Annotated in this window: 20 protein-coding genes; 8 read left to right on the top strand and 12 right to left on the bottom strand. The window is 73.7% G+C overall.

The annotated features are described in order from the left end of the window. The first annotated feature begins 99 nt into the window (after nt 1-99). Complete coding sequence (locus HA073_RS11460; RefSeq protein WP_113973159.1) at nt 100-441, top strand: PadR family transcriptional regulator; 342 nt, start codon at nt 100-102, stop codon at nt 439-441. Further along, nucleotides 438-1,379, top strand: coding sequence for a permease prefix domain 1-containing protein (locus HA073_RS11465; RefSeq protein ID WP_113973160.1), 942 nt, complete (start codon nt 438-440; stop codon nt 1,377-1,379). Before HA073_RS11460 ends, HA073_RS11465 begins: the two co-directional genes overlap by 4 nt. Before the next feature lie 62 nt (nt 1,380-1,441). Here HA073_RS11465 and HA073_RS11470 read toward each other — a convergent pair whose 3' ends face one another. Then, nucleotides 1,442-2,002 carry a GNAT family N-acetyltransferase gene (locus HA073_RS11470; RefSeq protein WP_043324993.1) on the bottom strand — a complete coding sequence of 187 codons (561 nt, stop codon included), beginning with the start codon at nt 2,000-2,002 and terminating at the stop codon, nt 1,442-1,444. 87 nt (nt 2,003-2,089) lie between these two features. Here HA073_RS11470 and HA073_RS11475 point away from each other — a divergent pair, with 87 nt between their 5' ends. The 4 genes from HA073_RS11475 to HA073_RS11490 all read left to right on the top strand — a co-directional run bounded on the left by HA073_RS11475 (nt 2,090) and on the right by HA073_RS11490 (nt 6,086). After that, nucleotides 2,090-3,379, top strand: coding sequence for a sensor histidine kinase (locus tag HA073_RS11475; RefSeq protein ID WP_043324994.1), 1,290 nt, complete (start codon nt 2,090-2,092; stop codon nt 3,377-3,379). Beyond that, on the top strand, nt 3,376-4,053 hold the full coding sequence (locus tag HA073_RS11480; RefSeq protein ID WP_104115898.1) for a response regulator transcription factor: 678 nt from the start codon (nt 3,376-3,378) through the stop codon (nt 4,051-4,053). Before HA073_RS11475 ends, HA073_RS11480 begins: the two co-directional genes overlap by 4 nt. 81 nt (nt 4,054-4,134) lie before the next feature. Further along, nucleotides 4,135-5,028 (top strand): ABC transporter ATP-binding protein, encoded by an 894-nt coding sequence (locus HA073_RS11485; RefSeq protein WP_043324996.1) that lies wholly within the window; start codon nt 4,135-4,137, stop codon nt 5,026-5,028. Further along, a complete protein-coding gene (locus tag HA073_RS11490; RefSeq protein ID WP_113973161.1) occupies nt 5,025-6,086 on the top strand; it encodes an ABC transporter permease in 1,062 nt (353 codons plus the stop codon). The genes HA073_RS11485 and HA073_RS11490 overlap by 4 nt, the downstream gene beginning before the upstream one ends. Before the next feature lie 68 nt (nt 6,087-6,154). Here HA073_RS11490 and HA073_RS11495 read toward each other — a convergent pair whose 3' ends face one another. The 7 genes from HA073_RS11495 to pgsA all read right to left on the bottom strand — a co-directional run bounded on the left by HA073_RS11495 (nt 6,155) and on the right by pgsA (nt 12,167). Then, a complete protein-coding gene (locus tag HA073_RS11495; protein WP_043324998.1) occupies nt 6,155-6,904 on the bottom strand; it encodes a YebC/PmpR family DNA-binding transcriptional regulator in 750 nt (249 codons plus the stop codon). A gap of 234 nt (nt 6,905-7,138) precedes the next feature. Continuing rightward, the gene (gene pdxT, locus HA073_RS11500) at nt 7,139-7,744 is read right to left on the bottom strand and encodes a pyridoxal 5'-phosphate synthase glutaminase subunit PdxT (RefSeq protein ID WP_043324999.1); all 606 of its coding nucleotides are present in this window, start codon (nt 7,742-7,744) and stop codon (nt 7,139-7,141) included. Between the two features lie 76 nt (nt 7,745-7,820). Continuing rightward, nucleotides 7,821-8,732, bottom strand: coding sequence for a pyridoxal 5'-phosphate synthase lyase subunit PdxS (gene pdxS, locus HA073_RS11505; protein WP_043325000.1), 912 nt, complete (start codon nt 8,730-8,732; stop codon nt 7,821-7,823). A gap of 125 nt (nt 8,733-8,857) precedes the next feature. Next, nucleotides 8,858-9,361, bottom strand: a complete 504-nt coding sequence (locus HA073_RS11510) for a hypothetical protein (RefSeq protein WP_043325001.1) — start codon at nt 9,359-9,361, stop codon at nt 8,858-8,860. Nucleotides 9,362-9,444: 83 nt separating this feature from the next. After that, nucleotides 9,445-10,605 carry a glycosyltransferase family 4 protein gene (locus HA073_RS11515; RefSeq protein WP_124779022.1) on the bottom strand — a complete coding sequence of 387 codons (1,161 nt, stop codon included), beginning with the start codon at nt 10,603-10,605 and terminating at the stop codon, nt 9,445-9,447. Nucleotides 10,606-10,617: 12 nt separating this feature from the next. Further along, nucleotides 10,618-11,550, bottom strand: coding sequence for a phosphatidylinositol mannoside acyltransferase (locus tag HA073_RS11520; protein ID WP_064448893.1), 933 nt, complete (start codon nt 11,548-11,550; stop codon nt 10,618-10,620). Then, the gene (gene pgsA, locus HA073_RS11525; protein WP_043325003.1) at nt 11,547-12,167 is read right to left on the bottom strand and encodes a phosphatidylinositol phosphate synthase; all 621 of its coding nucleotides are present in this window, start codon (nt 12,165-12,167) and stop codon (nt 11,547-11,549) included. Before pgsA ends, HA073_RS11520 begins: the two co-directional genes overlap by 4 nt. A 252-nt stretch (nt 12,168-12,419) precedes the next feature. On the opposite strand from pgsA, the gene HA073_RS11530 reads away from it, so the two are divergent. Continuing rightward, nucleotides 12,420-14,576, top strand: coding sequence for an elongation factor G-like protein EF-G2 (locus HA073_RS11530; RefSeq protein ID WP_166456349.1), 2,157 nt, complete (start codon nt 12,420-12,422; stop codon nt 14,574-14,576). A 30-nt stretch (nt 14,577-14,606) separates the two neighbouring features. Here HA073_RS11530 and HA073_RS11535 read toward each other — a convergent pair whose 3' ends face one another. The 4 genes from HA073_RS11535 to thrS form a co-directional block, all read right to left on the bottom strand. After that, on the bottom strand, nt 14,607-15,608 hold the full coding sequence (locus HA073_RS11535) for an aldo/keto reductase (protein WP_205797050.1): 1,002 nt from the start codon (nt 15,606-15,608) through the stop codon (nt 14,607-14,609). Nucleotides 15,609-15,871: 263 nt separating this feature from the next. Beyond that, complete coding sequence (locus tag HA073_RS11540) at nt 15,872-16,540, bottom strand: hypothetical protein (protein WP_166456351.1); 669 nt, start codon at nt 16,538-16,540, stop codon at nt 15,872-15,874. Nucleotides 16,541-16,572: 32 nt separating this feature from the next. Next, nucleotides 16,573-17,133: an HIT domain-containing protein gene (locus HA073_RS11545; RefSeq protein ID WP_043325006.1), complete on the bottom strand. Its 561-nt coding sequence runs from the start codon at nt 17,131-17,133 to the stop codon at nt 16,573-16,575. A gap of 10 nt (nt 17,134-17,143) precedes the next feature. After that, nucleotides 17,144-19,165: a threonine--tRNA ligase gene (gene thrS, locus HA073_RS11550; protein ID WP_166456352.1), complete on the bottom strand. Its 2,022-nt coding sequence runs from the start codon at nt 19,163-19,165 to the stop codon at nt 17,144-17,146. A gap of 202 nt (nt 19,166-19,367) precedes the next feature. Here thrS and HA073_RS11555 point away from each other — a divergent pair, with 202 nt between their 5' ends. Beyond that, nucleotides 19,368-20,324, top strand: a complete 957-nt coding sequence (locus HA073_RS11555) for a YcnI family protein (protein WP_166456353.1) — start codon at nt 19,368-19,370, stop codon at nt 20,322-20,324. Nucleotides 20,325-20,332 lie beyond the last annotated feature (8 nt).

Here is a 20,332-nt window from a genome sequence, read left to right on the forward strand (position 1 = left end):
CGCGCCGGGCGTGGCCCGGGTCTCTCCGGCCGGCCGGTGTGCGGCACGCGATGTTCTTCTCTATTGCAATGGTGTGTGGCACACACTATCGTGTTGAGCATGGTCAGCGAAGAGGTCCTCCGGACCCACCTCCAGGAGCTACGGCGCGGCACTGTCGTGGTGGCCAGCCTGGTCGCCCTGCGCCGTCCCGACTACGGATACGCCCTGCTGCAACGGCTGGCCGCGCACGGCTTCGCGGTCGACGCCAACACGCTCTACCCGCTGCTGCGCCGGCTGGAGGACCAGGGCCTGCTGACCAGCGAGTGGAACACCGAGGAGAGCCGGCCGCGCAAGTTCTACCGGACCAGCGGCGACGGCGAGTCCGTCCTGAACCGCCTGCTCGACGACATGACCGCGGTGCGGACGTCCGTCACCGACCTGATCGAAGGAGCGGAACGATGAGTTCCCTGACCGACCGTTACGTCGCCGCCACCATGCGGGCCGTGCCCGCGCAGCGCCGCCTGGAACTCGCCGAGGAACTGCGCGGCTCCATCGCCGACATGATCGACGACCGGACCGCGGGCGGGCAGGACCACGCCTCCGCCGAACGCGAGGTGCTCACCGAGCTGGGCCACCCGGAGAAGCTCGCGGCCCGCTACAGCGACCGCACGCTGCAACTCATCGGCCCGCGCTACTACCTGACCTGGTGGCGGCTGCTGCGACTGCTGCTCACCTGGATCCCGGCGATCGTCGGCGTGCTCTCCGGCGTCACGAAGGCGCTCGTCGACGGCGAGCCGGGCGCGGCGATCGGCGCGGCGATCGTGGCCGCCATGCAGACCGCGGTGCAGATCGCGTTCTGGGTCACGCTGGTGTTCGCCGTGCTGGAACGCACCCGCACCCCGCTCGGCCTGCCCGAGTGGACCGTCGACCAGCTCCCCGAGGAGACCCGGGAACGGCAGATCAACCACTCCGACAGCATCGCCTCGGTGGTGTTCCTGCTCGCCACCATCGGCCTCCTGATCGGCCAGCACTTCCAGCGCTGGACCACCGACGACGGCACCCGGCTGCCGGCGCTCGACCCGGCGCTCTGGAGCTTCTGGCTGCCGGCCCTGATCGTGGTGCTGCTGGCCACCGTCGGCCTGGAGATCGCCAAGTACCGGTCCGGCCGGTGGACCTGGCCCCTGGTGGCGGTCAACGCGGTGCTCAACGTCGCCTTCGCCGCCCCGGTGCTCTGGCTGCTCGCCACCGACCGGCTGCTCAACCCGGAGCTGGTCGAGCGGTTCGCCTGGCTGCGCGACGGCGGCACCGTCGAGTTCGCCCGGGTGGCGGGCGCGGTGGTCGTGCTGGTCGCGATCTGGGACGTGATCGACAGCGCGGTCAAGGCCGCCCGCGCCACCTGAGCCACGCCCGGCCCGGCACGCCCCGTCGAGGGCGTGCCGGGCCCTTCCGGGTACGCGGGCAGTCAGGCCGCCGCCCGCCACTCCCGGGCCAGCAGCGCGTAGACCACCTCGTCGGTCCACTCCCCCTTGACGAACTCGTTCTCCCGCAGGTGCGCCTCCCGGCGCATGCCGAGCCGCTCCAGCAACCGGGCCGAGGCGGTGTTGCGGGCGTCCAGCCGGCCGACGATCCGGTGCAGGCCCAGCCCGTCGAAGCCGATCCGCAGCAGTTCCCGGGCCGCCTCGGTGACGTACCCGCGGCCGGTGTGCGCGGGATGCGCCACGTACCCGATCTCGCCCTGCCGGTGCTCCCCGCTGGTCCAGCTCAGCAGCACGTCGCCGACGAACTCGCCGGTGTCCGCGACCGTCACGGCGAGGTTGAGCACGTCGCCGGGGGCGCGCAGCGCGGTCCGCCGGACCAGCCGCTCGATCGCGGCCCGGGCGGCGCCGTCGTCGTACGGCTCGTGGTAGAGGTAGCGGGTGACCTCCGGGCGGCCCCGGTAGTCCCGGAGCACGGTCACGTCCGCGGCGGTGAAGGCGCGCAGCAGCAGACGCTCGGTACGCAACGGCAGATCAGGCACGAACACCCCGGCAGGCTACGTCGGCACTGTCGTCCGGCCCACCCGATTACGCCCCGGCCACCGCGACGGCCCGGTCGGTGGCATGGTCGTACGGTGAGCACCGCACCCACCACCGCCTGGCGCCGGCCGGCTCCCACGGCGGCGCAGTTCCGCGCCGACCTCTGGGTCGGGCTCGCGGTCACCGTGCTGGCCCTGTTCGAGCTGACCCTGGCGTACAGCACCGGGGCGTTCCTGCTCGGGCCGCCGCCGAGCGTCGCCGAGCAGGTCTGGTGGACCGTCGCGGTGACCGCCCCGCTGGCCGTACGGCGGCGCTGGCCCGCCACCGTCGCGGTGATCGTGGCCGTCGCCTTCGTCGCCGGGCAGGCCCGGGCGGTCCCGCTGGCCCAGATCCCGTCGGGCGCGCTGTTCGCCGCCCTGTTCACGCTCGGCGCGTGGGGCACCGACCGGCGGCTGGCCGGGCGGCTGCGGGCCGGCATCATCGTCGCGATGTTCGCGTGGCTCTGGCTGTCCCTCGCGTTGCGGGCCGACCAGATCTCCGCTGCCTCCTTCGCCGACGCCGCCGGCCCGGTGCCGCCGGTGCTCGCCGCAGTGGTGAACGGTGTGCTCTACAACGTGCTGTTCTTCGGCTTCGCCTACTACTCCGGGCAGACCGCATGGGTGGCCGCGCGCCGCCGGCACGAGCTACGCGAACAGGCCGAGCAGCTGCGCCGCTCCCAGGCGGAGGCGCGCGAGCGCGCGGTGATGGGCGAGCGGGTCCGCATCGCCCGCGAACTGCACGACGTGGTCGCCCACCACGTGTCGGTGATGGGCGTGCAGGCCGCCGCGTGCCGGCGCGTGTTCGACCGGGACCGGGACAAGGCGCGTACCGCGCTGGCCGCCATCGAGCAGACGGCCCGCACCTCCGTCGACGAGCTGCGCCGGATGCTCGGCGTGCTGCGCGACCCGGACGCCGCGGCCGGCGCGGTCACCGCGCCGGAGGACACCGCCGGCATCGACCAGGTCCGCGCGCTCGTCGACCGGGCCCGGGAGACCGGGCTACGGGCCGACCTCGGGGTGTACGGGGAGCCGGTGCCGCTGCCGCGCTCGGTGTCGCAGGCCGCGTACCGGATCGTCCAGGAGGCGGTGACGAACGTGGTCAAGCACGCCCACGCCACCACGCTGGACGTGCGCATCCGCTATCTGGCGAGGGAGTTGGAGATCGACGTGAGCGACGACGGGCAGGGCGGCGCGCCGGCGGCCGGGACCGGGCTCGGCCTGATCGGCATGCGGGAGCGGGTCGCCGCCCACGGCGGTGAGGTGGAGGCCGGGCCGCGCCCCGGCGGCGGGTTCCGGGTCCGGGCCCGCATGCCGCTGCCGGTCGAGGCCGCCGGGCGGGCGGCGTGAACGCGCCGGTACGGGTGCTGCTCGTCGACGACCAGCACCTGGTCCGGACCGGTTTCCGGGTCATCCTGGAGGTCGAGGACGACATCGAGGTGGTCGGCGAGGCCGCCGACGGGCAGCGCGCCGTGTCGATGGCGTCCGCGCTGCGGCCGGACGTGGTGCTGATGGACGTGGAGATGCCGGTGCTCGACGGGCTGGAGGCCACGCGCCGGATCACCGCCGACTCGACGCCGGGCGGCCCGGCGGTGCTGATCCTCACCACGTTCGACCGGGACGACTACCTGTTCGCGGCGCTGCGCGCCGGGGCGAGCGGCTTCCTGCTGAAGAACGGCACCCCGGAGGACCTGGTCGAGGCGGTGCGGGTGGTGGCGCGCGGCGAAGGGCTGATCGCGCCGGCGCTGACCCGGCGGGTGATCTCCACGTTCGCCCGGCCCGGCGGGGCGCCGCCGGACCCCCGGCACGACGCGGCGACGGCGGACCTGACCCCGCGCGAGCGGGAGGTGCTGGAGCTGGTCGCGAGCGGCGCCAGCAACGCCGAGATCGCGGACGTGCTGCGCGTCGGCGAGGCGACGGTGAAGACCCACGTCAGCCGCGTCCTGGCCAAGCTGGGGCTGCGTGACCGGGTGCAGGCGGTGGTGTTCGCGTACGAGCACGGGGTGGTCCGGCCCGGCGGATGACGCCGGTCCGCCGCAGGGCGGACCACGTGATCGTTCCGCGGTGGGACGACGGGTGCGGGCGCCGGCCGTAGCGTCGGGATCATGACCAGCGTGCTCCGCCTCGACGGCGTCGACCGCAGCTTCGGCGGCCGTCAGGTGCTCAAAGACGTCTCCTTCGACGTGACCGCCGGGCGCATGACCGGGTTCGTCGGCGGCAACGGCGCCGGCAAGACCACCACCATGCGCATCATCCTCGGCGTGCTCGCCCCGGACGCCGGGCAGGTCACCTGGCGGGGACACCGGCTCACCCGGGAGGACCGGGCCCGGTTCGGCTACATGCCCGAGGAACGCGGCCTCTACCCGAAGATGACGCCCCGCGAGCAGGTGGTCCACCTCGGCCGCCTGTACGGGCTGGACGCCGCCGGGGCGCGCCGCCGCACCGACGCGCTGCTGGAGCGGGTCGGTCTCGGCGAGCGGGCCGACGACCTGCTGGAGACGCTGTCGCTGGGCAACCAGCAGCGCGCGCAGATCGCCGCCGCGCTGGTGCACGACCCGGAGGTGCTGATCCTGGACGAGCCGTTCTCCGGGCTCGACCCGCTCGCCGTCGACATGGTGGTCGCGGTGCTGCGGGAACGTGCCGCCGCCGGAGCGCCGGTGCTGTTCTCCAGCCACCAGCTCGACGTGGTGGAGCGGCTCTGCGACGACCTGGTGCTCATCGCCGGCGGGACGATCCGGGCCGCCGGCGCCCGCGAGGAGCTGCGCGCCGCGTACACGTTGCCCCGGTTCTCGCTCGTGGTGGACGGCGACGCCGGCTGGCTGCGGGACCAGCCCGGCGTGCGGCTGGTCGACCTCGACGGCGCGCGCGCCGTGTTCGAGGTGGACCCGCCCGCCGACGACCAGGCGGTGCTGCGCGCGGCGCTGGAACGCGGCCCGGTACGCGCGTTCGGCCCGGTCACCCCGTCCCTCGCCGAGATCTTCCGAGAGGTCAACCAGTGAACACGTTCCAGGCCACCCGGCTGGTCGCGGCCCGCGAGATCAAGGTCAAGGTCCGCGACAAGACGTTCCTCTACAGCACGCTGATCTTCCTGCTGCTCGCCGTCGTGGCCACCGTGGTGCCGGCGATGCTGAGCAGCGGCCCGTCCACGGTGGCGGTGACCGCGGCCGGCGCCGAACCGCTGCGCGCGGCCGGGCTGGACGTCCTGCTGGTCGCCGACGACGGCGCCGCCGAGCAGGCGGTACGCGACGGCGACGCGGACGCCGCGGTGGTGGCCGGTCCGGTGGTGGTCGCCGACGAGCGGGCCCCGGACGACGTGGTCGCCGCGCTCAGCGCGGCCCCGCAGGTGAAGCTGCTGGACCCGGACGCGGTGGATCCACTCGTCGCGTACCTGGTGCCGTTCGCCTTCGCGTTCGTCTTCTTCTTCATGTCCCAGACGTTCGGGTTGCAGATCGCGCAGAGCGTCACCGAGGAGAAGCAGACCCGGATCGTGGAGATCCTGGTGGCCGCCGTGCCGGCCCGGGCGCTGCTGGCCGGCAAGATCCTCGCCGCGGGCGCGCTGGCGCTGGGGCAGATCACGCTGATCGCGGCCGTCGCGCTGATCGGGATGCGCCTGACCGACGGCGGTGACCTGCTGGGCCTGATCGCGCCCGCGATCGGCTGGTTCGTGCCGTTCTTCCTGTGCGGCTTCCTGCTGCTGGCGGCGATGTGGGCGGCGGCCGGCGCGCTGGTGAACCGGCAGGAGGACATCGCCGGGGCGTCCACCCCGGTGCAGCTCGCCGTGATGGCGCCGTTCTTCGCGGTGGTGTTCCTCAACGACAACGCCACCGCGATGCGGGTCCTGTCGTACCTGCCGATCTCCGCGCCCACAGCGATGCCGGTACGGCTGTTCACCGGTGACGCGGCGACGTGGGAGCCGTTCGTGTCGCTGGCGCTGCTGCTGCTCGCGGCGGCCGGGTTCCTGCTCGCCGGGGCCCGGGTCTACGAGGGCTCGCTGCTGCGCACCAACGGGCGGACCTCGGTGCGGGCGGCGTGGCGGCAGCGCGAGCCGATCGGCTGACGACGGGCATACGCCGAGCGCCGGCCACCCCGCAGCGGGGAGCCGGCGCTCGGCACGTCGGACCGGGGTCAGCCGACCGCGGCCATCACCTCGTCGGACACGTCGAAGTTGGCGTAGACGTTCTGCACGTCGTCGCAGTCCTCCAGCACGTCGATCAGCTTGAAGATCTTGCGCGCGCCCTCCTCGTCCAGCGGCACGTTCACGCTGGGGATGAGGGAGGACTCGGCCGACTCGTACTCGATGCCGGCGTCCTGCAGCGCGGTGCGGACCGCGATCAGGTCGCCCGGCTCGGACACCACCTCGTACGCCTCGCCGAGGTCGTTGACCTCCTCCGCGCCCGCGTCGAGCACTGCCATCATCACGTCGTCCTCGGTCGTGCCGCCCTTGGGGACGATCACCACGCCCTTGCGGGAGAACATGTACGACACCGAGCCGGCGTCGGCCAGCGAGCCGCCGTTGCGGGTCAGCGCGGTGCGCACCTCGGTGGCGGCACGGTTGCGGTTGTCGGTGAGGCACTCGATCAGCATCGCCACGCCGTTCGGGCCGTAACCCTCGTACATGATCGTCTGCCAGTCGGCGCCGCCGGCCTCCAGGCCGGAGCCGCGCTTGACCGCGCGGTCGATGTTGTCGTTCGGGACCGAGTTCTTCTTCGCCTTCTGGATGGCGTCGTAGAGAGTCGGGTTGCCGGCCGGGTCACCACCGCCGGTACGGGCGGCCACCTCGACGTTCTTGATCAGCTTGGCGAACATCTTGCCGCGCTTGGCGTCGATGACCGCCTTCTTGTGCTTGGTCGTCGCCCACTTTGAGTGGCCGGACATCTGTTACCTCCGTTGCTACCCGCCGTCTGCATCGACCGCACCACACGCCCCGCTCCCCCGCCGGCGCACGCCGACGCCGAGGTGCCGTGATCTCTGCTGGGAGCCGCGGCGGGCTGATGGCCCTGCCGAATCTCGGCAATCCTACCGGCGGGGGCCGGGTCACTGTCACGCGCCGCACGGCAGCGGCCCGCCCCGAGCCGCCCGAACCGGCACAATCAGGGACGGACCGGCCGCTCAGCGGCTCGCCCGGACCAGTTCCACGAAGTGGCGGTGCAGGCGCAGGTCGCCGGTCAGCTCCGGGTGGAACGAGGTGGCCAGCAGGTTGCCCTGCCGTACCGCGACGATCCGGTCCGCGGCCGGGCCGTCTGTCACCCGGCCGAGCACCTCGACGTCGGGGCCGACGCGCTCGACCCAGGGCGCCCTGATGAACACGGCGTGGAACGGGCCGCCGTCGACGCCGGTGAGCGCCACCGGCGCCTCGAACGAGTCGACCTGACGGCCGAACGCGTTGCGCCGCACCGTCATGTCGACGCCCGCGAAGCCGCGCTGGTCGGGGCGGCCGTCCAGCACCTCGACGGCCAGCATGATCATGCCGGCGCAGGAGCCGTAGACCGGCATGCCGGCGGCGATCCGCTTGTCGATCGGCTCGCGCATCTCGAAGATGTCCACCAGCTTGCTGATCGTGGTCGACTCGCCGCCGGGCACCACCAGGCCGTCGACCGCGTCCAGCTCGCCGGGGCGCCGCACCGGCCGGGCGTCGGCGCCCGCGCCGGTCAGCGCCGCGACGTGCTCGCGTACGTCGCCCTGCAGCGCGAGCACGCCGATCACCGGTACGGTCACGCCGCTCCTCCCGCCACCGTGTTAACAAGGGGCCCCGCCTCTACCGGAGGCGTTAACAGGGGGCCCTTCCTTTCACTCACCAGCCGCGCTCGGCGAGGCGGTGCGGCTGCGGGATCTCGTCGACGTTGATGCCGACCATCGCCTCGCCCAGCCCGCGCGACACCTTGGCCAGCACGTCCGGGTCGTCGTGGAACGTGGTCGCCTTGACGATCGCGGCGGCCCGCTGCGCCGGGTTGCCGGACTTGAAGATGCCCGAGCCGACGAAGACGCCCTCGGCGCCGAGCTGCATCATCATGGCCGCGTCGGCGGGGGTCGCGATGCCGCCCGCGGTGAACAGCACGACCGGCAGCTTGCCCTGCTCGGCGACCTCCTTGACCAGCTCGTACGGGGCCTGCAGCTCCTTGGCCGCCACGTACAGCTCGTCGTCGGGCAGCGACTGGAGCCGGCGGATCTCCTGCCGGATCTTGCGCATGTGGGTGGTGGCGTTGGAGACGTCACCGGTGCCCGCCTCACCCTTCGAGCGGATCATCGCGGCACCCTCGGTGATCCGGCGCAGCGCCTCGCCCAGGTTCGTCGCGCCGCACACGAACGGGACGGTGAACGCCCACTTGTCGATGTGGTTGGCGTAGTCGGCCGGGGTCAGCACCTCGGACTCGTCGACGTAGTCGACGCCGAGCGCCTGGAGGATCTGCGCCTCGACGAAGTGGCCGATCCGGGCCTTGGCCATCACCGGGATCGAGACGGCGGAGATGATGCCGTCGATCATGTCCGGGTCGCTCATCCGGGACACCCCGCCCTGCGCGCGGATGTCGGCCGGCACCCGCTCCAGCGCCATCACGGCCACCGCGCCGGCGTCCTCGGCGATCTTCGCCTGCTCGGGGGTGACCACGTCCATGATCACACCGCCCTTGAGCATCTCGGCCATGCCGCGCTTGACGCGGGCGGTGCCGACTGCGGTGGCGGGGGTCGGGGCTGCGGACTCAGACACGGGACATCGCTCCTCGGCGTGCTCGGGAGGTGACTGCGCAGGAATGCTACGACCGTCGCGACGCCGCTCCGAGCGCCAATCGAACCCCCGGTGGCCTGCCGTGTGGCCCCGGTCACGACCGGCGGTCAGCCGGTGGTCACGTCCGCCGGGGAGGCCAGCGTGGGATCGTCGATGTCGAAGTAGCGGGGCCACTCCCGCCCCCGCCCCATCCGGAACAGCCGCACCACCGGGCGGCTGCGCGCCGAGCGGGCGTCCCGGACCAGGTCGGTGTGCACCTGCCGGGCCAGCGCCAGCCGGCGGCTCGCCGCGATCACCGCCGCGCAGCCCGGGTCGTCCGGGTCCAGCCGCACCGCCCGCAACTGCCGGGTCAGGTCGTTCTCGGCCGCCTCGCGCTCCTCCGGGGCGGCGTCGAGCGCGATCCGGGCGGCGGCGTACAGCTCCACGCCGTACCGCTGCTCGGCCAGGACCGCGGCGGCGGCCGCGCGGCGCAGCAGGTGCGCCTCCAGCGCGCGGGCCGCCGAGTCCGCGCGGACCTGCAGCCGCTGCACCCGGCCGGAGGTCCAGATCAGGTACGCCGAGACCAGCCCGAGCACACCGACCGCGCCCACCACCCACCACATGCCCGGCATCGTAGTGCTGCTCCTCATCCCGCCCGCCCGGCGCGGGGCACCGGTCGACGCGCTCGTCACAGCGGCCGCAGCGGCCACCCCGGTCAGCCCAGTCCCGCCCACTCCTGGTCCATGACCCGGCCGTCGGTGGCCTCGATCGCGGCTGCGTATACCTCCAGAACACGGCGGGCAACCACGGGCCAGTCGAAATTCGCCACCACCTGGTCGCCGCAGGCGGTCAGCCCGGCGCGGCGGCCGGCGTCGTCGAGCAGCTCGGACAGCGCGCCGCCCAGCGCCGCCGCGTCGCCGGTCGGGAACAGCCGCCCGGCCCGGCCGCCGTCGAGCACCCGGCGGAACGCGTCCAGGTCGCTGGCGACCACAGTCGTCCCGGCGGCCAGCGCCTCGGTGAGGATCATCCCGAAGGATTCCCCGCCGGTGTTCGGTGCGACGTACAGGTGCACGCTGCGCAACATGCGTGCCTTGTCCGCCTCGGAGACCAGGCCGAGGAACGTGACCCGGTCGCGCAGGGCGGCCGGGAACCGCCCGTACAGCTCGTCGGCGTCGCCCGGCCCGGCGACCAGCAGGCGCAGCCCGGGGCGGTGCGGCGCGAGCGCGACGAACGCGTCCCGCAGGATCGGGAAGCCCTTGCGCGGCTCGGTGAACCGGCCCAGGAAGCCCAGCGTGCCGCCGGTGCCCGGCGCGCACTCCCCCGGCCAGCCGGGCAGCGGCGGCACCCCGGCGAACTTCGCCACCGCCACCCCGTTGGGGATCTCCACCGCGCCGCCGTCCATGTGCTCGACCTGCACCTTGCGGGCCAGCGCGCTCACCGCGATCCGGGCGGTGATCCGCTCCAGCACGATCTGCAACGCGCCCTGCGCGGCCGACAGCACCCGGGAACGGGTCATCGCGGTGTGGAACGTGGCCACCACCGGGCCGCGGGCGCAGAGCACGGCCAGCATCGACAGGCTCGGCGTGAGCGGCTCGTGCACGTGCAGCACGTCGAAGTCGCCCCGGGTGATCCAGCGCCGCACCCGGGCGGTGGAGACCGGGCCGAACGCGATCCGGGCCACCGACCCGTTGTACGGCAGCGGCACCGCCCGCCCGGCCGACACCACGTACGGCGGCAGCGCCGAGTCCTCGTCGGCCGGCGCCAGCACGCTCACCTCGTGGCCGAGCCCGAGCAGCGCCTCGGCCAGGTCCATGACGTGGTTCTGCACCCCGCCCGGCACGTCGAACGAGTACGGGCACACGATGCCGATACGCACTGCGCCCTCCCCCTAGACCGTCCCGGTGGTGGCCGGCGGCGCCGCCGACGTGGGCGTACCGTCCCGGCCCTGGTCCAGCCACATCCGCTGCAACATGTGCCAGTCTTGCGGATGCCGGGCGATGCCCGCCGCCAGACCGTCGGCAATCCGCTGCGTCACCGCGCGGACCCGCTCGTCCAGCGGGGCGCTGTCCGGGTCCGGCAGCGGCAGCGGGCCGTCGATCGACGCGCACGCCGCGTCCGGCTCGTACCACATCGAGGCCACGTAGAGCGGCGCGCCGGTGCGGATCGCCAGCAGCGCCGGCCCGGCCGGCATCCGGGTCCGGCCGCCGAAGAAGTCGACCTCCACGCCCCGGGCCGACAGGTCCCGGTCGGCCAGCAGCGGCACCACATAGCCGGCGCGCAGCCGGTCCACCAGCACGTCGAACGCGGGACGCGGGCCGCCGGTGTTGGGCAGGATCTCCATGCCCAGCCCTTCCCGGAACCCGACGAACCGCTCGTAGACGCCGTCCGGGAGCCGCTCGGCCACCGTGGTCATCGGCCAGCCGGTGGCCGCCACCCAGGCGCCGGCCGCGTCCCAGTTGCCGGCGTGCGGCAGCGCCACCACCGCGCCCCGCCCGGCCGCCACGTCGGCGGCGAGCAGTTCCTGCCCGTCCAGGCGGAACCCGGCGAGGATCTGCGCCCGGCTCAGGCCGGGCAGCCGGAACGCCTCCATCCAGTACCGGGCGTACGAGCGCAGGCCCTCGCGCACCAGCGCGTCCAGCTCCGCGTCGGGCAGTTCCGGGCCGACCACCCGGCGCAGGTTGGCGCGCAGCCGGCGCGTACCCCCGCCGTCCTTGCGGTGGGCGCGGTCGGCGCCCGCCCGGAAGGCCGCGGCCGCGACGGGCCGGGGCAGCGCCCGGATCAGGCGCCAGCCCGCGACGAAGCCCGCCTCGGTGAGGTTCACTCGACGCCGACCTGCTGGGCCTGGCGGTACACGTGGGCCATCCGCTGCCCGACGGTGAAGATCGAGACGGCGGCGAGCAGCCAGAGCGCGATCTCCAGCGCCAGCGGTACGCCGAGGCCGGTGAGCAGGCCGCCGACGCCGACGATGAGCAGCCGCTCGGTGCGTTCGGCGATGCCCACGTTGCAGGTCATCCCGAGGCCCTCGGCGCGGGCCTTGACGTAGGAGACCAGCCCGCCCGCGGCCAGGCAGATCAGCGCCGCCGCCACGCCCGAGTAGTCGTGCTCGGTGGCCAGCCAGTACGCGACCGCGCCGAACACCGCGCTGTCGGCGACCCGGTCCATGCTCGAGTCGAGGAACGCCCCGAACCGGGTGGACCCGCCGCTCATCCGCGCCATCGTGCCGTCGAGCAGGTCGGTGAGGGCGAAGACCGTGACGATCAGCGCGCCGGCGACCAGATGGCCGCGCGCGCCGAAGCCGAGCGCGCCGACGAGCACGCCGACGGTGCCGGTCACGGTGACCGCGTTGGGGGACACGCCCGCACGCAGCAGCGCACGGGCGATCGGCTCCACGACGCGGGTCATGCCCGCGCGGGCCGTCACTTGGAAGATCTTCGCCATGGCGGTCCCACGATAACGGCCCGCAACCGCCGGGGACACAGCCGGGCACACGACCCGCCCGACGGCCCTTGTGCCCGCACTCGCGCGGGTGTGAGATCGAGCCAGGAGGTGAGCCAGTTCACCGGATCACCGGTCCGCGTTCCCGGCCAGCAGGAGATCACCGGAAGATATCGCCGCGGCGCCCGTCCCGGGTCCGCTCCCCCGTCGCCCGCGGCGGTCGCCACCACCACCGGTTGAGGGAGGTGCGCCGCGATGGCGCAGAAGAACGAGAAGGGTGTCACCGGCGGCGCGCCGGTGGTGACCGAGCCCGGCAGGGTTCGCAACGTGGTGCTCGTCGGGCACTCCGGCGCCGGCAAGACGACTCTCGTCGAGGCGCTGCTGGCCGCCAGCGGCACGATCGGCCGGGCCGGCGCCGTCACCGAGGGCACCACCGTCTGCGACCACGACCCCGCCGCCGTACGGCAGCAGCGCTCGGTCAGCCTGGCCTGCGCGCCGCTGGTGCACCGCGACGTCAAGGTCAACCTGCTGGACACGCCGGGCTACGGCGACTTCGTCGGCGAGCTGCGCGCCGGGCTGCGCGCCGCCGACGCGGCGCTGTTCGTGGTCTCCGCCGTCGACGGCATGGACGCCGCCACGGCCGCCCTGTGGGAGGAGTGCGCCGCCGTCGACATGCCCCGCGCGGTGGCGGTCTCCCGGCTGGACCACCCGCGGGCCGACTTCGACGAGGCGGTGGCGCTGTGCCAGCGCGTCTTCGGCGACAACGTGCTCCCGCTCTACCTGCCGATGCTCGGCGACGACGGCGAGTCGGTGGCCGGCCTGATGGGCCTGATCACCCGCCGGGTGTACGACTACTCGGCCGGGCTGCCGCCGGAGGTACGCGAGCCGGACCCGGAGCACCTGCCGGCCATCCAGGAGTCCCGCAACGAGCTGATCGAGGGGATCATCGCCGAGAGCGAGGACGAGACCCTCATGGACCGCTACCTCGGCGGCGAGGAGATCGACCCCGAGGTGCTCATCACCGACCTGGAGACCGCTGTGGCCCGCGGCCACTTCTACCCGGTGGTGCCGGTCTGCGCGGAGACCGGCGTGGGCCTGGACGCGCTGCTCGACGGCCTGGTCGCGGCGTTCCCGTCGCCGCTGGAGCACGACCTGCCGGCGGTCACCGGCGTGGACGGCTCGCCCCGCCCGCCGCTGACCTGCGACCCGGACGGCCCGCTCGTCGCCGAGGTGGTCAAAACGACAGTCGACAGGCACGTCGGGCGGGTCTCGCTGGTGCGCGTCTTCTCCGGCACGCTCCGCCCCGACCAGGTCATCCACGTGTCCGGTCACGGCATGGCCGAGCGCGGCCACCCCGACCACGACGCCGACGAGCGGGTCGGCCACGTCTACACCCCGCTGGGCGCGACGCTGCGCGAGGTGGCCGCCTGCGTCGCCGGTGACCTGTGCGCGATCACCAAGTCGGGCAGCGCGGAGACCGGCGACACCATCTCCGCCAAGGACGACCCGCTGCTGGTCGCGCCCTGGGAGATGCCCGAGCCGCTGCTGCCGGTGGCGATCGTGGCGCGCAGCCGGGCCGACGAGGACGCGCTGGCCCGCAACCTGTCCCGGCTGGTTGCCGGTGACCCGACGCTGCGGCTGGAACGCAACGCGGAGACCCACCAGCTGGTGCTGTGGTGCATGGGCGAGGCGCACGCCGACGTGGTGCTCGACCGGCTGCGCGGCGGCGGCGTCGAGCTGGACACCGAACCGGTCCGGGTGCCGCTGCGCGAGACGTTCGGCGCCGCCGCGCGCGGGCACGGCCGGCACGTCAAGCAGTCCGGCGGCCACGGTCAGTACGCGGTCTGCGACATCGAGGTGGAGCCGCTGCCCCGGGGCGCCGGCTTCGAGTTCGTCGACCGGGTGGTCGGCGGCGCGGTCCCGCACAACTACATCCCGTCGGTGGAGAAGGGTGTACGGGCGCAGATGGAACGCGGCCTGGTCGCCGGCTACCCGGTGGTGGACCTGCGGGTGACGCTCGTGGACGGGAAGGCGCACAGCGTCGACTCCTCCGACGCCGCGTTCCAGACCGCCGGCGCGCTGGCGCTGCGTGACGCCGCCGAGAAGGGCCAGCCGACGCTGCTGGAGCCGGTCGACGAGATCACCGTGCGGGTGCCGGACTCGTCGGTCGGCGCGGTGATGGGCGACCTGTCCGGGCGGCGCGGCCGGGTGCTCGGCACCGAGCCGGACCCGGACGCCGAGGGCCGCACGCTGGTCCGCGCCGAGGTGCCCGCCACGGAGCTGCTGCGGTACGCGGTGGAGCTGCGCTCGATGACGGCCGGCACGGGCACGTTCCGCCGCGAGTTCGCCCGCCACGAGCCCATGCCCGCCCACCTGGCCGACCAGGCCCGCAAGGAGTCCACCTCCCACTGACCCCGCCCGCCCCGCCCACCCGCCGCGGGGTCAGGGGCGGACGGCGGGGACCGGGGGCATCGGCCAGTGGGGGCGGTCGGCGTCCCGGAGGGCTGCCGAGCGTACCGCCGCCAGCTGCCGCTCCACCTCGGCGAAGTGGTCCGGGGCGAGCGGACCCCAGCTCAGCGCTGCCGCGTTCTCCTCGACCTGGGCGACGGTACGGGCGCCGGGGATCGGCACCGCGCGGTCGCTGCGCGCCCAGATCCACCCGATCGCCCCCTGGGCGAGGGTACGGCCGTCGGCGGTCAACGCGTCGCGGACGGCGGCGACCCGGCGCAGCCACTCCGGGGCGGGCCGGCCACTGCGGAACCACTCCAGCCAGGTCGGCCCGAGTCCGCGTACGTCGTCGCGGGGCAGCGTCGACTCCGGCGTGTACTTGCCGGTGAGCAGCCCCATCCCGAGCGGTCCCCGGGCCAGGCTGGCCAGGTCGTGCTTGTCGCAGGCGTCGAGCATGGCCGGGGCGTCGCGGAGCACCGACAGCGCGTGCTGCACGGCGGCGGCGCCCCGGGCGACCTGGGCGAACGCGGCGGCCCGGTCGGCCCGGTCGGTACTCCAGCCGTACGCCCGGATCAGGCCGTCGTCCATCAGGTCGTCGAGCGTGCCGATGAGCGCCTCAGCCCGGGGCAGCGGCAGGTCACCGAGGTGCAGCTGGTAGAGGTCGATGTGGTCGGTGGCCAGCCGGCGCAGCGAGTCGGTCACCGCCCGGCGCAGGTAGTGCGGCGAGGCGTTCTCCCCGGTGGCCTGCCGGGCGCTCTCGTCGAACGTGTAGCCGAACTTCGTGGCGATCACGGCCTCGCCGCGCCGCCCGGCGAGCGCCCGGCCGAGCACCCGCTCGCCGTGCCCGGCGCCGTACGTGTCGGCGGTGTCGAACAGCGTGACGCCGAGGTCGAGCGCGCGGCGGATCGCGCGTACCGACTCGTCGTCGTCGACCTGGCCCCAGCCCAGCGGGCGGGCGCCCTCGGCCCAGGGGCCGCCGATGGCCCAGCACCCCATACCGAGGGCGCTCACCTCGATGCCGCTGCGCCCCAACTGTCGCTTGTCGACTGCCACCGCCGCATCCTGTCATCTTCCCGGCGATCGCGGGCCGGTTCGTAGCCGAAGAGTCCGGGCGCGATCACGCCGCGTGACGCCAGGCGGTGGACGTTCGCGGTGAAGCGATATACCTCAGAGTCATAAATATGCCTCTGAGGTATATCGGTCCGAGGTCATCCCTCCCGATCCGGATCTGAGGAGGAACGCCGCCGCCCGGCGAGCCGTCAGCGCGCGTAGGCCAGCAGCACCGGCTCGTCCTGGCCCGGCCAGGAGCCGGTGAGCCCACCGGAGCCCGGCACCTCGGCCGGTACGGGCCGCCGGACCACCGCAAGCTCGACGTCCCCCACCCGGGCCACCGTCACGCCGCCGTCACCCGAGCCGGTCGAAACCGAACCCGTCGAAACCGAACCAGCCGAAACCGAACCAGCCGAAGCCGGACCGGTCGGCACCGGGCGGCCGGTCCGGCTCCCGGTCAGCGTCATGCTCGCCGGACGCATCTCACGCTTGCCGTCGACCTCGAAATACTCCTCGGCCTGGCCGGCGTCGGCGAGCACTGCGGCAGCAAGCAGCGGCGGGTACACCGGGTCGCCGCAGGCGTCGTACACCCAGCGGCGGCCGAGCACCGAGTGCTCGACGAGACCCACGAAGAAGTCGTCCGCCCCGGCCAGCGGCGCGCCCCGGTAGGTCAGCGGCACCTGGAGCACCGGGCCGTCACCGGCGCGCACGAGCAGCGTCTCGACGCCCACCTCACCGGCCGGATCGTCGAACCGGTACGCCGCGACGCGGCTGACCTCCGCGCCCGCCTCCCCGGCGAACCAGGACCGGCCGGGCAGCCAGGGTACGAGCAGCTCCAGTTTCGAGGGGCGCAGTTCCGCGCGGTGCAGGAGAGCCATGCGCAAGATCGTACTGTCGGAACGGGCCGGCGTCAGGCCGCCGCCCACGCCTTGGCGAGCAGCTCCCGGGTGTCGGCGAGCAGTTGCGGCAGCACCTTCGTCCGGCCGATCACCGGCATGAAGTTGGCGTCGCCGCCCCAGCGCGGCACCACGTGCTGGTGCAGGTGCGCGGCGATGCCCGCGCCCGCCACGCCACCCTGGTTCATGCCCAGGTTGAAGCCGTGCGCGCTGGAGACGTGCCGGACCACCCGCATGGCAGCCTTGGTGAACGCGGCCAGCTCGACCGTCTCCGGCTCGTCCAGCTCGGTGTAGTCGGCCACGTGCCGGTAGGGGCAGACCAGCAGGTGCCCGGGGTTGTACGGGTAGAGGTTGAGCACCGCGAAGACGTGCTCGCCCCGGGCCACCACCAGGGACTCCTCGGCCGGCAGCCCGGGCGCGAGGCAGAACGGGCAGCCGGCCGGCTTCTCGTACCCGCCCTCGGGCCGGTCCTCGCCGGAGATGTAGGTCATCCGGTGCGGCGTCCAGAGCCGGTCCAGCCCGTCCGCCAGACCGTTGTCGCCGCCGTACCCGGTGTCCCGCTCCGCCCCTGTCACACCGGCGATCCTACGATCCGGCCCGCTCGGCGGCAGGACCGGCGTTGGTGCGCGACTCCACCACCTCGCGCACGTGCGCGACCGCCTCGTCGATCGGCACGCCGTTGCGCTGCGAGCCGTCCCGGTAGCGGAACGAGACGGTGCCGGCGGCCACGTCGTCGTCCCCGGCGATCACCATGAACGGGATCTTCTGCTGCTGCGCGTTGCGGATCTTCTTCTGCATCCGGTCGTCGCCCAGGTCCACCTCGGCCCGGACGCCGTGCCGGCGCAGCGTCGCGGCGAAGTCGACCAGGTAGTCGCCGTGCTCCTCGCGGATCGGGATGCCGACCACCTGCACCGGCGCCAGCCAGGCCGGGAACGCGCCCGCGTAGTGCTCGGTGAGCACGCCGATGAACCGCTCGATCGACCCGAACTTGGCGCAGTGGATCATCACCGGCTGCTGCCGGGTGCCGTCGGCCGCCTGGTACTCCAGCCCGAAGCCCTTCGGCTGGTTGAAGTCGTACTGAATCGTCGACATCTGCCAGGTCCGGCCGATGGCGTCCTTGGCCTGCACGGAGATCTTCGGGCCGTAGAACGCCGCGCCGCCCGGGTCCGGCACCAGCTCCAGCCCGGTCTCCAGCGCGCACTGCTCCAGCACGGCGGTGGCGGTCGCCCAGTCGGAGTCGGACCCGACGAACTTGTCCGGCTTCGAGTCGTCGCGGGTCGACAGCTCCAGGTAGAAGTCGTCGATGCCGAAGTCGCGCAGCAGGCTGAGCACGAAGCCGAGCAGGTGCTTGATCTCGGCCGGCGCCTGCTCCTTCGTGCAGTAGGAGTGCGAGTCGTCCTGGGTGAATCCGCGCACCCGGGTCAGGCCGTGGATGACGCCCGACTTCTCGTACCGGTAGACCGTGCCGAACTCGAACAGCCGCAGCGGCAACTGCCGGTAGGACCGCCCGCGCGACCGGTAGATCAGGTTGTGCATCGGGCAGTTCATGGCCTTGAGGTAGTAGTCGCTGCCCTCCATCTCCATCGGCGGGAACATCGTGTCCTTGTAGTAGGGCAGGTGTCCCGACGTGTGGAAGAGCCCTTCCTTGGAGATGTGCGGCGTCCCGACGTAGTCGAAGCCCTCCTCGACGTGCCGCGCCCGGACGTAGTCCTCCATCACCCGCTTGAGCACGCCGCCCTTGGGGTGGAAGACCGGCAGGCCGGAGCCGATCTCGTCGGGGAAGCTGAACAGGTCGAGGTCCGCCCCGAGCTTGCGGTGGTCGCGGCGGGCGGCCTCCTCCAGGAGCTTCAGGTACGCCTTGAGCTCGTCGCGGGTCGGCCACGCGGTGCCGTACACGCGCTGCAGCTGCGGGTTTTTCTCCGACCCGCGCCAGTACGCGGCGGCCGAGCGCATCAGCTTGAACGCGCCGATCAGCCGGGTGTTCGGCAGGTGCGGGCCGCGGCACAGGTCCGACCAGCAGACCTTGTCCTCGTTCGCAGCGAGGTTGTCGTAGATGGTCAGCTCGCCGCCGCCCACCTCCATCACCTCGGAGGAGTCCAGCCCCTCCCCCTTGACCTCGATCAGCTCCAGCTTGAACGGCTCGGCGGCCAGCTCGGACCGCGCCTCGTCCAGGTCGGCGAACCGGCGGCGGCGGAACCGCTGGCCGGACTTGACGATCTCCTGCATGCGCTTCTCGAGCTTGGCCAGGTCGTCCGGCTGGAACGGCTTGTCGACGCCGAAGTCGTAGTAGAAGCCGTTCTCGATCGGCGGGCCGATGCCGAGCTTCGCCTCCGGGAAGACGTCCTGCACCGCCTGGGCCAGCACGTGCGCGGTGGAGTGGCGCAGCACGTTCAGCCCGTCCGGGCTGTCCAGCGCGACCGGCTCGACCGCGACCTCCTCGGCCGGACGCCAGTCCAGGTCGCGCAGCTGGCCCTGCGGATCGCGGACCACCACGATCGCCTTCGGCCCGCTCATCGGCAGGCCGGCCGCGGCCACCGCGTCGGCCGCCGTGGTCCCGGCGGCGACGACGACGGGGTCGGCCACGACGGGGGTACGGGGTGCGGACACGGTGACTCCTAGTCGTCGACGGTACGGATCGGCCGGTGACCGGCCCCTGCGATGCTATCGGTCGCCCCGAGGCGTGCCGTCGCCGACGCCGCTGCCCGCCGGCAACGAGTTCGGCCCGCGTTGAACCTTTTCGCCCCGCCGCCCGAACTACCAGGTGGGGCCGGAGCCGGACCGGCCCCGGTCGAGATGGATGGGGGCCACGATGAGGATGATTCGTCAGGGCCGGTGGGCGGCGGCGCTGCTGGCCGCCGCGCTCGCCGGAGCGGTGAGCTGGCCGGGCGCGGCGAGCGCGGCCGAGGTCACGGTCACGACCTCTCCCGCCGAGGTACGCCAGGGCGACGCGATCCAGCTGTCTGTGGTGGTGCCGGCGGACCGCCCCGGCACCCGCACCACGAAGATCGAACTGACCATGCCCCCGGACGCCCCGATCGGCGAGGTGTACCCGCTGTCGGTGCCGGACTGGGCGCCGACCATCACCACCCGCACCCTGGACCAGCCGGTCCCCGGCATGCACGCGGCCGAACTGAACCAGGTGACCCATTCGGTGACCTGGCTGCGGGTGCCCGGCACCGGCGCCGGAGCGGCCCGGCTGCCGCTCGGCATGGGTCCGATGCCCGCCACCGACCGGCTCACGTTCACAGTGACCCAGACGTACGCCGACGGCACCGTCGTGCAGTGGGCCGACCCGGCGGGCGGCAAGCACCCGGCGCCGACCGTCGACCTGCTGCCGCCGCTGCCGGGCACCATGACGCACAACGGCGACCCCGGCACGAACGGCGCCGGCACGAACGGCGGCGCGCACGGCGGTCACGGCGCGGCGGGCGGAGCCCAGGGCGGGGTGCAGGGCGGTGCTCAGAACGGTGCCCCGAACGGCGCGCCGACGGCCGGCACGGCCGGCGACGGGCCGAGCGCGGACCTGCTGCTCGGCGGCGGCCTGCTCGCCGGACTGGCCGGCGGCGCGGCGATCGGCTGGCTGCTCAGCCGCCGCCGGCGCGACGCCATGACCCTGCCGCTCGACGACACCACCGCGGCCCCCGACAGCCGCACACCTCCCGACGCCACCGCGACCCAAGACAGCGTGCCCCGCGTCGGCAACGCGGCCCTCGAGAGCGCGACCTCCGAAGCCGTCACCGCCGGCACCGCCTCCTCGCGCCCCTGACCGCCGCC

Origin of the sequence: Micromonospora sp. CMU55-4 (assembly GCF_011602315.1) — a bacterium.
GTDB lineage: Bacteria > Actinomycetota > Actinomycetes > Mycobacteriales > Micromonosporaceae > Micromonospora > Micromonospora chalcea.

Excerpts from the sequence above, each read along its gene's own strand:
- HA073_RS11460 (WP_113973159.1), top strand. The coding sequence starts at position 100 with ATGGTCAGCGAAGAGGTCCTCCGGACCCACCTCCAGGAGCTACGGCGC.
- HA073_RS11465 (WP_113973160.1), top strand. The coding sequence starts at position 438 with ATGAGTTCCCTGACCGACCGTTACGTCGCCGCCACCATGCGGGCCGTG.
- HA073_RS11485 (WP_043324996.1), top strand. The coding sequence starts at position 4,135 with ATGACCAGCGTGCTCCGCCTCGACGGCGTCGACCGCAGCTTCGGCGGC.
- HA073_RS11495 (WP_043324998.1), bottom strand. The coding sequence starts at position 6,904 with ATGTCCGGCCACTCAAAGTGGGCGACGACCAAGCACAAGAAGGCGGTC.
- HA073_RS11510 (WP_043325001.1), bottom strand. The coding sequence starts at position 9,361 with ATGCCGGGCATGTGGTGGGTGGTGGGCGCGGTCGGTGTGCTCGGGCTG.
- pgsA (WP_043325003.1), bottom strand. The coding sequence starts at position 12,167 with ATGGCGAAGATCTTCCAAGTGACGGCCCGCGCGGGCATGACCCGCGTC.
- HA073_RS11530 (WP_166456349.1), top strand. The coding sequence starts at position 12,420 with ATGGCGCAGAAGAACGAGAAGGGTGTCACCGGCGGCGCGCCGGTGGTG.
- HA073_RS11535 (WP_205797050.1), bottom strand. The coding sequence starts at position 15,608 with ATGGGGTGCTGGGCCATCGGCGGCCCCTGGGCCGAGGGCGCCCGCCCG.
- HA073_RS11540 (WP_166456351.1), bottom strand. The coding sequence starts at position 16,540 with ATGGCTCTCCTGCACCGCGCGGAACTGCGCCCCTCGAAACTGGAGCTG.
- HA073_RS11555 (WP_166456353.1), top strand. The coding sequence starts at position 19,368 with ATGAGGATGATTCGTCAGGGCCGGTGGGCGGCGGCGCTGCTGGCCGCC.